Here is a 14,001-nt window from a genome sequence, read left to right as displayed (position 1 = left end):
ATGGATAATTTAAGGATAAACACTCCGGTTTGCTTTTTTATTTTTAAAAGACCTGATACCACTCAGCGAGTATTTGAGAGAATTCGTCAAGCTCAACCCCCTAAGCTTCTAGTGATTGCAGATGGGCCGAGAACCGAGGCAGCCGGAGAATTAGAAAAATGTCAAGCAGGACGGGCAATTATTAAACAGGTAGACTGGGATTGTGAGGTACTGACGAATTACTCGGAAACAAATTTAGGCTGTCGAAAACGCATTTCCAGCGGATTAGATTGGGTATTTAATCAGGTAGAAGAAGCCATTATCTTAGAAGATGACTGTTTACCCGATATAACATTCTTTCGGTTCTGTGAGGAATTACTAGAAAAATATCGTCATCACGAACAAATTATGGCGATCGCGGGAGATAACTTTCAATTTAACCAACAGAAAACTCCATACAGTTATTATTTTTCCCGGTATGCTCATTCCTGGGGATGGGCAACTTGGAAGCGATCTTGGCAGCATTACGATCGAGAAATGAAGCTTTGGCCTCAAGTCAAAGCAGAGAATTGTCTTCAGGATATCCTTGAGGATGATCTGGCAATTCGCTGTTGGTCAAATGTGTTTCAACAAGTTTACGATGAGCGTTTAGATACTTGGGATTATCCTTGGCAACTATCCTGTTGGATTCGCAGGGGTTTAACAATTTTACCCAATATCAATTTAGTGTCTAATATCGGGTTTGAAGCAGAAGGGACTCACACGAAGGGGAAAAATCCGCTGGCAAATTTACCGACTAAGATGATGTCTTTTCCTTTAAAACATCCGCCATTTATTTTGCGTAACACTCAAGCGGATAATTTCACAGAAAAACAGTTGTTTAGTGGGCAAATTCAAGCAACTGATCCCAACCATGCACCATTAAACTTGATCGAGGAAGGAGTTAATAAGCTGAACGAGAACCAGAACGGGGAAGCTTTGACTCTTTTTCAAGAAGCGATCGCCCAATATCCAGATGTACCACATCTTAACTATGGTAAAGCTTTAGCTTTAGCCAGACTTGGTTATCCCCGGCAAGCGGTTGACTCTTTGAAGAGTTTATTAGACATTGTGCCAAGCCATAAAAAAGCCCAGTTGCTACTAGGAGAACTGAGGGCGGGAACCGTCGGGCAGTTAATGGAACAAGCGACGGCAGCGTTGCAGTCTGGTCAAGTTAATGAAGCTTTCCATTGGTTGAATCAAGCAAAATCATGCAAACAACCGATCGTCGGACTTGATTATTTACGGGCAACTTGTTTTCTGCAAATGAATCAACCCGCTGCGGCACTGGAAGTCTTGCATGAAGAACTGCGATATTTCCCTAACAATCTAGAAGCCAAAGAATGCCGTCAAGAACTGATTTCAGCATATCCAGAACTGGTGACTGGAACAATTGAAGATGCAGAATTTCAAGCACTCTATCAGAGAATCCGTCCTTACACGATGTTGAGCGAATCTCGTCTCTATTCTCTATTTTCGCTAGTCAAACAAATTTGTTTGGCAAATATTTCTGGCAATATTGTTGAATGTGGTGTGGCCGGTGGCGGTTCCACAGCTTTAATGGCGGCTGTGATTCAACGGTACAGTAAGCAAGCACGTTATCTATATGCTTTTGATTCTTTTGAAGGGATGCCAACTCCAACGGATGCCGACCAATTTAATCACATTCCTGCGGATGCAACGGGTTGGGGAACCGGCACTTGTGCTGCACCAGAAACCAGTGTTCGAGAAATTTGTACGCAACTGGGTGTTTGGCAGATTGTGCAAACGGTTAAAGGCTATTTTGAGCATACTTTACCTACCGTTCGGAATGCGATCGGCATGATTGCTTTTTTGCATATGGATGGGGATTGGTATGAATCAACCAAAAATATCTTAGATAATTTATATGACCGAGTTGTTAATCATGGTGTTATTCAGGTAGATGACTATGGTCACTGGTCAGGATGTCGTCAAGCCATCCATGAATTTGAAACTCAAAGACAAATTCATTTTGATCTTAAGCCCATTGATAGCACAGGTGTTTGGTTTTCCTGCCCGGATAAGTTTCCTTTAAATCCCATCTTAGAACCTGACTTAGTTCAAGAATTTTATCAGGACGATCCAGTAGCCCATGATATTGAAAGTCAAATGTCTCAAAACGAACGTTTCCAGCTTTACTACATCCTGCGAAAGTTATTGCCAGAAATTTCTGATCCATTAAGGTTTGTGGAAATTGGTTCTTATGCTGGAAGTTCACTATTTTTGACTTGTCGGACTTTGGATAGAATGGCAGTAGATTTTCACGGGTTTACAGTGGAACCGGGAGGAACTCCAGCTTTTTACGAACTTCTACCAAAATTGGCAGATCGGGTGACACATTTACGGGAATTTTCTCACCAAGCGGTGAGTGAATTAGCGCAGATATTTGAGTCCGATGGCAATTTTCCTCTTTTTATATTTATTGATGGCGATCATAGTTATCAGGGAGTGCGGCAGGATATTCTCGATTATTTCCCCATCCTCGCACCAGGAGGGATTATGGCTTTTCACGATTATTTGCCAGCAATGAATGATGAAAATAGAGATGCAATTTTATTTCACCACGGAGGTCAAGAACCGGGAATTAAGCAAGCCTGTGAAGAACTAATGGAAAAGGTCTATGGGTGTGAAGCGATCGAGATTCCATTGTTGTATCCCACGGATCCGACCCAAACTCAAGCCCATCTGCCAATTATTCCTGGCGTTTTTTCTACCATTCGAGTGTATCGTAAATTTACCAATTAACCTATAAGACATGAACAATACTAAGATTCTTCATATTATCCACTGCCTGGGAAATGGTGGAGCGGCTCGCTCCATGATCGCTACTGCTAAGTATTCATCAGAACTGGGGAGTTTTGAACATATTGTCATGTCTTTAGATCCGGCCAAGCCCCATGCAATGGCTATGGTAAAATCAGCCGGTATAACGGTGATTAATAGTCCCGATTTCCCGACTCTGATCCAAGCCATAGAAAATGCAGACATTGTGCAATTTCATTTTTGGAATAATCCGCAGATATACGAGTTTCTCCGGTTAGAATTGCCCCCCATGCGTCTGATTCTATGGTTTCACATTGCTGGAGATAACCCACCCCAAGTCATTACTCAAGAGTTAGTGGGATTTGCGGATTGCGCGATCGCCTGTAATCCATATTCATCAGAACTGCCGGTTTTTCAAAGTCTGCCCACTGAAATTAGATTGTCAAAAACTGGGATGGTGTATGATGGGGCTGACTTTGCTCGACTGACTGATATAAAACCGCAACCCCACGAAACATTTAATGTGGGCTATATTGGCAGCGTCAATTTTGCCAAAATGCACCCCAATTATGTGCCAATGAGTAGCAAAATAAACGTCCCTAATATTCGCTTTATTGTTTGCGGTGGGGATAAGCAAAGCTATTTTAAACAGCAGGCTGGATTAATGGGGACTGCTGACCGATTTGAGTTTTGGGGCTTTGTGGAAAATATTAAATCAGTCCTAGAGATTTTAGATGTTTATGGCTACCCATTATGTCCAGATACTTATGCCGCAGCCGAATTAAATTTGCAAGAAGCTATGTATGCCGGAATTCCTCCGGTTGTCTTTCCATATGGTGGGATTAAAAGTCTAGTGATGGACAATTACACCGGGTTAGTTGTTAATAGCGAACTGGAATATCAGCAAGCCCTTGAATATCTATATCATTATCCAGAAGAACGATCGAGAATTGGCAAAAATGCCCAGGATTATGCCCGCCAAATTTTTGGTGCGGAAAATGCAGCAAAAAAAATTAATCAAATTTACGAAAATTTGCTGAAGCAGCCGAAGCGCGATCGCGAATGGGGCACTCTTTACGGATATCCTCAAATCGATCAACCTGTGACCCTGAAGGATGTCACCGGAGAGTCAGAAAATCTTTCTGGGGCAGAATTGTTTATTCAAGCTTTGGGAGAAACATCGCCGGAATTTCAAATTAGCTTGACATCAAATAATGTTGCAGAATTATTGGCAGCAGACAAAAAAATCGCCCAATCCTCAATGTTGTTAGCCACCGGAGAAGGTGGGATTTCTCAATACCGCGAATATTATGAAAAAGATGGTTATTTGAGACTTTGGTGGGCGCTATATTTACAAGAACAAGGAAGCTATGGGAAAGCGTTATCAGAATTAATCGCCGCGATCAACTTGGGTTGTAATCACTGGCGTTTTGTCTGGTATCTTGCACAAGCAGCGGTAAAAATTAATCAAATATCTTTGGCCAAAAAAGCCATCACCGATGTTTTGCAAGCTGTACCAGATTTTGCTGAAGCTAAAACGCTATTGGAATATATAGAGTCAATATCAGAACCAGAATCTTTGACTGCCGATCAGCAGCAAGAACTTGCCCATCAACTGCGATTAAGAAACATTAACCTAATTATATTTCCAGACTGGACTGCATCGGAAGATGCGCTGTTAGAAGAGTTGGCAACGGCGATCGGTGCGATCGCCTCTCATCCCGATAAAAATAACATGACTCTGCTGGTAGATAGTACCAATATTTCTGACGAGGATGCCGATATGGCTGTCTCTAGCATTGTGATGAATTTGATGCTGGAACAAGAACTAGACCTGGAAAGTGGCCCGGATATTTGCGTGATTGGACAACTCAGTAAAATTCAGTGGCAAGCACTACTACCTCGGATTCATGGGAGAATAGTTTTGGAAAACGAAAATAAGGAGGCGATCGCCTCAGCTAAGGCAGAAGATATTTCAGTTTTGTCAATCGAAAATTTTTGTGCTGGTCGTGCCGTTGAATCACCAACAGGTATTTGGGAGTTACAAATTTCATATGGTTCATATGGCAACGAATTTACCCCTTTACCTGTAATCCCTATGGAAAATCCTGATTTATCTGCTGATTATTGGCGATACATAGAGCAGGCTTGTCCCAATCTAGATCGCAGTTTATTTCCTCATATTGTTTCGAGTCTGAAAAATACCTCTTGGGAGCAACCTAACTCTGCCTTAGATTTTAATAATGTTGCGGTTCTCTCGCTAATTGAGGCAGAAAATTGTCAAGATTCATCCATGAAAGAGATTTATCTTGAAATGGCATTTGAAGCCTTAAATCAGGGCGTAGAACAATACAATCATCCTCTTTGTGCTGCCCATCTTGCTCTGTTGTTGATAGTGACGGGAGATATTGAAACAGCGATTCCTTTAGTATTTTCTACTTGGGATGATACAGTTCAAGCAGCGTATGTGAATTTGGCAGAAATTTCACCCGGTATTGTGTATCTGCCTCGCTTCTCAAAAACGGCGATCGACAGTGATTTACTCCTGGAAATCATCGCATCTCAGGAGGGCTATACTCAATGTCTCTTATTATTGAGAGAAGCCATTAAGCAATTACAAATTCAATCCCTAGGACGCCGAGATGCTGTAATTACCTATACCAAGAAAAGATTACAAGTTATAGAAATAGCGGTTGAACTATTAAACCAGTATATCTGGAACTACTTAATCAGTGGCTTTCAACTGTTACCCAAAAATATCTCTCTGGGATTGCTCAACTTAAAGTTAGCCAACTATGCGCCAATTTCTAGTTTTCAGATCATTCAAGCCATCTATTTGATGGCTCTAGATATAAAGCAAAAAGACTTAGCACAATTTTGGCTGGATTTTGCCCGGAATGACGTTTGGTACAATCCTAAGAGTTTAGAGTGGCGTTGGACTGATTTAGGAGTTGATAGTTCAAAAACATATATACCTTTTGAAAAAGAGTGGCTCTTGGCAGTTGAGCCAACTTGTCATAGTATGGTTACGAGCATACTACTTTCCGAAGGAGACTGGTTTGAAAAAGAAATGGAGTTTTGGCGAAATCATATTCAACCGGGAATGACTGCGATCGACGTAGGGGCAAATGTAGGAGTTTATAGCTTTAGTGCTGCCCGATGTGTTGGTTCAACAGGTTTGGTATTAGCGATAGAGCCTTTTCCCGGTTGTGTTGAATGCTTGGAAGAAACTTGTGAAATTAATCAGATTTCTTGGGTGAAAATCTGTGCAGGTGCCGCCAGCGATCGCAATGGTAAAGTTCGATTATCCCTGAGTAATTCTAGTGAACTCAATGCAATTATCACTGATGACACAAGCGAAAATATCAACCCTGAATCTTATCTAGAAGTTCCCTGCTTTACCCTAGATAGCCTGATGGAAAAAGAAAACCTGAAGCGAGTCGATTTTATCAAAATTGATGCCGAAGGACATGAGCTTTCTGTTTTAATGGGCAGTCAAAGAATTTTATCTCAGTTTTCTCCAGTAATTCTATATGAAAATATTGCTGGATCTCAGGGCAGTAACTTACCTGTAGCTGACTATCTCCGCAGTCATGGATATCAATTATTCCGCTATCAGCCCTATGTTGGACAACTCATTCCCATATCAGATCCCGCTGATAATTTATCCAGCAACTTGAATATCATTGCTATACCTGCCCAGAAAAGTCAATTTTGAAAAGTGAGAATTTTGCCATGTCAGCTTTTGTGGAAAGTTTAAAGAAAAGTGGTCATTTAGATCAAATTTCCATGACAATCTGTAATGTGGGTTCTCGAAAAATAACCAGCCAAGATGACTACGGGAGTCAAGGCTGGAATCTTTTTGCTCCCAACCTGACCATTTATGGATTTGATGCCGATGCTGATGCTTGTGATGCAGCCAATGAAGATATCGAACAGAGACAGATTAATTGGACGGAAAAACATATTCCCTTGGCATTGGCAAAAACTGTGGGTGAAGCCACGCTTTATGTAACGAAAAATCCCATGTGTTGCTCTCTATATCCACCAAATGAATCTTTCATTAATCGGTTTGCCGGACTTTCTGATTTAGTTAAACTAGATTTTACGGTTGAAATAGAAACAACCACTTTAGATACCTTTTGCGAAGCCGAAGCAATTCAGGAAATCGATTTTCTCCAACTGGATATTCAAGGAGCAGAAATTCAGGTAATGGAGGGGGCTGGTAAAATTTTAGACCGCAGTATTTTAGCGGTTCAAGTGGAAGTTAACTTTTCTGAAATTTATGCTAATCAACCTTTATTTGGAGATGTGGACAATTATTTGCGAAACCAAGGATTTACACTATTTGATTTAGCGGGTGCTCGTCGGCCTCGCAAAGATTCGCCAATTCAATCAACTTCTTGCGCCGGACAATTACTGTGGGGAGATGCTCTTTATTTCCGCGATTTAATCCGAGAAGACCTTGACTCACCCCTAAAAAATCCGCAGAACATTCTCAAATTAGCTGCGATCGCTGACCTGATGAACTTTCCTGACTATACGGTAGAGTTACTACAGTATCTCACTCTGGAATATGGCAAAAATGACCCTAATTATAATTTTGCTAATAATATAATTGAGGTTCTCAGCCAAATTCCAGAACTGAAAGAACAAGGATTAGCTTCTCTACCGATCGTGGCTAAACTTCGAGATTATCTGAAAGACTACAAGATTAATGATTTTTAATTCTTGACCTTGACTGACAGATTTTTTCAGATTAATAGAGCACCTTTGTAGGGGCGAAGCATTTGTGGCAAAATTTATGGAAAAAATCACAAATCGGCAATCCACAAATGCTTCGCCCTAGAAAATTGCTGTAGTCATTTATGGTATAACCCTTGAATCTTGGAGAAACTTCTCCCACATTTGCTGATAGGCTTGTTCTATTTCCTGAGTAAATTGCCGAGCATTCCAAAGGGGTGCGGTTTGGCGACCTTGCCGTAATTTCCACCATATCTTTTGCCGCAATTCTGAGTCTAAACCCAGACGAACTCCCCATTTGATATATTCTTCATCTGTCCAAGCAATGCCTTCGGTAATTCCAGCATTGACCATCATGGTATAGCTATTCCGGGCAGCCCATTGTTCGCCCACGCGAGTTACGATGGGAATGCCCATCCAAAGTATTTCCAAAGTTGTGGTTGCACCACTATAAGGATAGGTATCGAGTGCCACATCAACTATTCCTAAGTTAGCTCGATGAATTTCCGAAGAATCGTTAGGTAAAAATCGCAGTCGGGAAACCGCCACTCCTTCTGATTCTGCCAATTCTAGAAAGAATTGTTTCACCCCTTCTACATCAGGCCAAGTTTTAATCAAAAAGTAGCTATTTGGCACCTCTTTAATAACCTTCATTTGCAGTCTTGCCATATCTGGATTGCGTTTGGAACTGGTTTGACCACTGTAATAAACCACTGCTGCCGCTGGAATTTCTAATTCGTCGCGCCGCATGGTGGGAACACTCACTTCATACCCATCCAAGGCGATGTAAGTTTTGGGGAAGCGCAAGATTTTTTCCACATAGTAATCTTGGGCATTTTCTGGTAAAACGAATGGATCGGCTAGATAGTAGTCAATGGCTGGCAGTCCCGCCGCATCCAAGCCTAGCCAAGTAGCTTGAATGGGGGCTGGTTTCAACGCCATCACCTGAAATGTAACCTCCCAAGTTAGGCTATCAACATCGATTAAAATATCAATTTCATCGTTGACGATTTCCTCAGCAATTTGTAAAGCATTCGAGCCTAATTTGTGAGCTTGGTCAACATGATGAATATACCATTCTTGCAGCGAATCCCCTGGCTCATAGTCTACGAAATAGCCGTGAATTTCAAACCGATCGCGATCGTGATATTGAAACACTCCTCTTGCCATCCAACCTACGGAATGTTTTCTCAGACAATTGCCGATATATCCAATCTTTAAGCGTCTTCCCTGAGTCATCAATTCAGGTTTATTCAAATGCTGATTAAAGGAATACCCTTGTTTCCTGGCATCTGCTTGGATGCGTTCCTGGGTCAAATGAGCAATCTTATTTTGGATTTTTCTGTTAATTTTTGGTTCATCTCTGAAATAGGGGAAACAAAACATAGCAGTGAGCAAACGCGATGCTCTGAGTTTTAAAATTTCCTGCGGTGGAAACTCTAGAAACGACAATAGCATAGACTCGTGCCGTTTAAAGATATCCACTGCTTCTTCCCAGTATCCACCCGTAACTAATAAAGCTGTGATAATCTGGTAATTGGCGGCAATTTTATCTGCTAAATATTCACATAGGTCATAGCATTGTTTCGCTGCTTTTATTGACAGATCATACTGCTTTGATTTTTCGTAAAAACGAGCCAGATTTCTCCAAATTTCTTCGGGATGTTCCGCATTAACCTGCAAACATAATTGGGCGATCGCGATTGCGATGTCCGTTTCCCGCATCTGGTAGCCAATTTTAGCGGCTGCCACCAAGAGAACATCTCGAAAATTTGAATTTCCTTTCAGATGAGGCAAACAAGCAGCAACAAATTCTTGGGAATATGATTCTAAGGGGGCAAACTCCAATAAGTTTTCTGCCACTTTTATCAGTAATTGCGAATCCAAACTACCAGGATTTGTAGATTCTAGGAGTTCAATAATGTTCCAAGCGGCAAAGTCCTCTGGAGTTAATGTCTCTTGAGCGATCGCCAGTTGAACTAGCTGCAATAGGTTATAAATATCTCCGGGACAAATTTCTCGCAAATGTTGTCGAATTAACCAAGCTGGTGAATTCTCGGCTTTTTCTTGTTGCCTGTTCGCCTCAGTTTCCAGAATTTGCAACAGTTCTGCCGTCCAAGCCTCCATTTGCTCAGAATCACCTTCCATCATTCCTAGAAGCCAAGTGGTATGAGCTTCTTCTTCTTCTCCTCCCAACAGCAACATTAGCCCCAAATACCAGTAATTTTGTCGCTGTTTTGGATTAGCTGAAATTGCCTGTTCATAAAGCTGTGCCGCCTGATTGTAGTCTCCTGCCATCCAGCATTGAGCAGCTTTTTGTTCCCAATTATTCTGGTTTTCCATTGAGGAAACAGCCTCCTAAAATTTACTTGCCAAATATTTTTGCTTTGCCTGCCACATTTGCTCGTAAGCGTTTTCCATCTCACGAGTAAATTGCTTCGTATTCCAGAGGGGTTCTGTTTGTCTTCCTTGTAATAATTTCCAAGATATTTCTTGCCTTAACCTGGAATTTTGACCCAGTTTAATACCCCATTCTACATAAGCTTCATCACTCCAAGCAATCCCTTCGGTTATGCCTGCATTGACCATCATGGTATAACTATTACGAGCCGCAAATTGTTCCCCCACCCTTGTAACCAGGGGAATCCCCATCCACAGTGTTTCTAACGTATTTGTTGCCCCATTATAGGGATAAGTATCCAGCACCACATCGGCAATTCCCAGATTAGCTCGGTGAATTTCTTCTAAAGAAACTTGTGGTAAAAATCGCAGCCGGGAGCTATCTACATCTTCTTCATCCGCCAATTGCTCAAAAAATCTTCTAGTTAAGGCTTCATCTCCTAAATTTTTGATTAGAAAATAGCTATTTTTTACTTGTTTAATGATTCGCAATTGTAATCTGGCATTTTCGGGATTGCGTTTATATCCGGTTTGGGAACTGAAATAAACCACTGCATCGTTGGGAATTCCTAAGCTATCTCTTCGGATCGTCGGGATTCCCACTTCAAACCCATCCACAGCCACATATACTTTGGGCAGTCGCCAAATTTTTTGGGCATAATAATCTGAGGCTGTTTCCGGCAAAACATAAGGATCGGCAATAAAATAATCGATCGCTGGTAATCCCGAAGCATCGCACCCCAACCACGTTATTTGAATGGGAGCCGGTTGTAATGCCAATACCTGAGAAGTCAAGCGATGAGTAATGCTATCTAAATCCACTAATATATCAATTTCGTCCCTAGCAATTAATTCGGCAATTTCCCTAGCCCCCCAATTAAAAACATCAATGAAATTTGATGGAGATTGTTGTATGTCTTCAAAAAAATATTTTAAATCGTCATTTTTACTTCCTAAGTTATAAGCAAAAATTTGGTATTTTTCTCGATTGTGATATTTGAAGATCCATCGGACTAACCAACCAACTGAGTGTCGGTTAAACCCGCTGGATAGGTAGCCGATTTTTAAATTTTTATCTCGGTTTTCTGGAATGTTTAACTTTGATTTCCTTTCCAGGGATAAATCAGGAAAATATGCTCTAACTTTTTCGTAGTAAAACCTAGCAAATTCATTGTTAAACTGGTGCATCTGTTGGGGACAGTCGCAGAAGTAAGCTTGAAATCCCAACGTTGCCATCAATTCAAGAGTAAAACTGGATTCGATCGCCACATCCTTTTTGGCGATCGCCTCCAGTAATTTTTGATATTCTTGATAAAGTTGCCGTGCTTTTTCCCAATTGCCCCCACTTTCTAGTAAAATTTTAATCATTAGATGATAAGCAATTGCCTGATTTTTGCCCGAAGTGGCAACTTCGAGCAATTTCTCCGCTAATTTTAAAATATGGTTCCGAATCAACCAAGCGGTTTTAAACTGAGCAATTGTCTTTTGTCTTTCCGCTTCTGCATCGAAAATTGAAATTAATTCAATTAGCCAATTTTCCCTCTGCTCTGGCTCAGAAATCGTCAAATTATTATCTGCTAATTTCTCTTGCCAAACTCTTTCCGCTTCTGGTTCATTTTCTGCCAATAAATACATCAAGCTCATCAGCCAATAATTTTGCTGGATGTCGGGACGCGCCAAAATTGCTCTTTCGCGCAGCGTTGCGGATGCAATATCGTAAAATTTTGCCGCCCCAGCATAATCTCCTTGCATCCAGCATTGATAGGCTTTTTGTTCCCAGTGATTATTGTAGTTTTCGTGATTTTCCATTTATCATGCACCATTGAGATATATTTGCCACATTTGCTGATAAGCATTTTCCATTTCACGGGTAAACTGTTTGGCATTCCACAGGGGTTTTGTTTGTCTTCCTTGTAACAATTTCCAGGATATTTCTTGTCTCAGTTGTGGCTTTGTCCCCAGACGAATTCCCCATTCTATATATTCTTCATCTGTCCAAGCAATCCCTTCAGTGATTCCAGCATTCAGCATCATCGTATAGCTGTTGCGAGCCGAAAATTGCTGGCCAACTCGCGTCACCATAGGCACCCCCATCCAGAGCGTTTCTAATGTAGTAGTTGCGCCATTGTAAGGATAAGTATCTAATACCACATCAACAAGGCCGAGATTCGCTCGGTGAATTTCTTCTGAGGGAGCAGACGGGATAAATCTTAAACGAGAACTGTCCACACCTTCGGCTTCTGCTAGTTCAGTAAAGAAATTTTTTACTGCCGTTTCATCTGCCCTACTTTTAATCAAAAAGTAGCTATTCGGCACCGCTTTAAGAATCTTCATTTGTAGTCGGGCTGTGGGGAGATTACCCTTATATCCCTTCTGACCAATGTAATAAACTACTGCATCAGTGGGAATATCTAAATCCTCTCGCCGTAGGGTGGGAATTCCTACCTCAAAGCCATCCACTGCAATATAAGTTTGCGGCAAAGACCATATTTTTTCTGTATAGTAATTTGCGGCTTTGACTGGTAATACATAAGGGTCAGCGATGAAATAATCAATCGCAGGTAATCCCGCCGCATCCCAACCTAGCCAGGTTACTTGAATCGGCGCAGGTTTATAGGCCATAACCGTAAAAGTTCTATCCAAGGTTAAGCTATCAATATCAATCAAAATATCAATTTCGTCCTGGGCAATTTCTGCCGCAATCTTAAGGCTATCCGCACCTAATTGATGTACTTGGTCAACATGATTCATATACCAGGCTTGTAAGGGATCGTCCAAGGGCTGATAGTTCATAAAATAGCCGTGAATTTCAAACCGCTGGCGATCGTGATACTGAAATAACCATCGCGCTAACCAGCCCACAGAATGGGATCGCAGACAATGAGAAATATAGCCAATTTTTAAACGTCTGTCAGTTGGATTAATTTGCCGACGCTGTACCGCTTGCTCCTGAAATTTTCTTACTATCTCCCGCGCTGATTCTTGAATATAAAACTGAAACAGATCGGCAACAGAATTTTGAATCTGGCGATTTTTTACCGGATCGTCTCGCAAGTAGGGAAATAAAAAAGTAGAACTCAGCAAACGTTTCGCCCTCACCAAGTCCAGTTCTGGCGGTTTTTCCGCTATCAGCGATAACATCAATGAATCTTGTTTCGTTAAAGCAACATTAGCTTCCTCCCAGTATCCCCCAGCACCGAGCAAGCTTTTCAGGATGCGGTAATTCGCAAAAACTTGGTCTGGCAAAGTTTCGCATAAAGCATAAGCGCGTTTTGCCATTTCAATCGCCTGGGAAAAATTCCCCGCATAGTCATAAATACCAGCCAAATTCCCTAAAAGTTCTTGGGGTTGCGTGCTAGTCCCAGCCCGCAAACATAACTCTCCCCAGGCGATCGCGATTTTGGGTTGATGTAGTTCATAGGCAATTTGCGTCGCCACCTCCATCAGCAGATCCCGAAACTCAGCACTTTCTGATAGATGCTGCACACAAGCTTCGGCAAATTCCTGCGGATAAGGATGCAGTGGAGCCACATTGATTAAGCTGCGTAAAACTTGTAGGAGCAAATCCCGATCGATCTGCTTAGGAGTGACTGATTTTAGCACTGCGATCGCATCCCAAGCAGTTAACTCCTCCTCTCGCAAACGATTAATTTTGCTCCCAAGTTGGATCAAATGCAACAAGTTGTGAATATCCTGGGGGCAAATTTCCCGAATATGTTGCCGAATCAACCAGGCAACCATATCCTCTCCCAATTCTTCTTGCCTTAAAGCTTCTGTTTCCAGCACCAGCCGTAGTTCCTCTGTCCACTGCTCGATCTGCTCAGAGTCACCATCCATCATCCCCACCAGCCAAGTGGTATGAGCCGCTTCTTCTTCTCCCTGCAAAAGTAACAGCAAGCCTAAATGCCAGTAGTGAGATTTTACGTCAGGCTCCGTGGCAATTGCCTGCTCGTAAATGCTGGCTGCTTCGGTATAATTTCCTTTGAGCCGATGCCGATCGGCTTGCTCCAGCCAATCCACAAAGTCAGTTTCCCGAACATCCTCGATCATCAGCGT

The 14,001-nt window shown here is 41.8% G+C and carries 6 protein-coding genes; 3 read left to right on the top strand and 3 right to left on the bottom strand.

The genetic code is table 11. The features are described from left to right. From AM228_RS29545 to AM228_RS09830, 3 genes are read left to right on the top strand one after another with little or no spacing between them, the layout of a single operon-like run. Nucleotides 1-2,784, top strand: coding sequence for a TylF/MycF/NovP-related O-methyltransferase (locus AM228_RS29545; protein ID WP_072160732.1), 2,784 nt, complete (start codon nt 1-3; stop codon nt 2,782-2,784). Nucleotides 2,785-2,794: 10 nt separating this feature from the next. Further along, nucleotides 2,795-6,520, top strand: a complete 3,726-nt coding sequence (locus tag AM228_RS30845; protein WP_082348822.1) for an FkbM family methyltransferase — start codon at nt 2,795-2,797, stop codon at nt 6,518-6,520. Then, nucleotides 6,517-7,530: an FkbM family methyltransferase gene (locus tag AM228_RS09830; RefSeq protein WP_231636733.1), complete on the top strand. Its 1,014-nt coding sequence runs from the start codon at nt 6,517-6,519 to the stop codon at nt 7,528-7,530. The genes AM228_RS30845 and AM228_RS09830 overlap by 4 nt, the downstream gene beginning before the upstream one ends. Nucleotides 7,531-7,668: 138 nt before the next feature. Here the strand turns inward: AM228_RS09830 and AM228_RS09825 are convergent, their stop codons facing one another. Genes AM228_RS09825 through AM228_RS09815 form a run of 3 tightly spaced genes read right to left on the bottom strand, consistent with a single transcriptional unit; the run spans nt 7,669 to nt 13,995 of the window. Beyond that, nucleotides 7,669-9,888 carry an O-linked N-acetylglucosamine transferase, SPINDLY family protein gene (locus AM228_RS09825; RefSeq protein WP_054465949.1) on the bottom strand — a complete coding sequence of 740 codons (2,220 nt, stop codon included), beginning with the start codon at nt 9,886-9,888 and terminating at the stop codon, nt 7,669-7,671. A 15-nt stretch (nt 9,889-9,903) separates the two neighbouring features. Then, nucleotides 9,904-11,754 (bottom strand): hypothetical protein, encoded by a 1,851-nt coding sequence (locus tag AM228_RS09820; protein WP_054465948.1) that lies wholly within the window; start codon nt 11,752-11,754, stop codon nt 9,904-9,906. Nucleotides 11,755-11,757: 3 nt separating this feature from the next. After that, nucleotides 11,758-13,995 carry a tetratricopeptide repeat protein gene (locus AM228_RS09815; protein WP_054465947.1) on the bottom strand — a complete coding sequence of 746 codons (2,238 nt, stop codon included), beginning with the start codon at nt 13,993-13,995 and terminating at the stop codon, nt 11,758-11,760. Between the last annotated feature and the right edge of the window lie 6 nt (nt 13,996-14,001).

It is taken from the genome of Planktothricoides sp. SR001 (genome assembly GCF_001276715.1).
Classification (GTDB): domain Bacteria; phylum Cyanobacteriota; class Cyanobacteriia; order Cyanobacteriales; family Laspinemataceae; genus Planktothricoides; species Planktothricoides raciborskii.
This window is presented reverse-complemented; position numbering and strand designations above follow the sequence as displayed.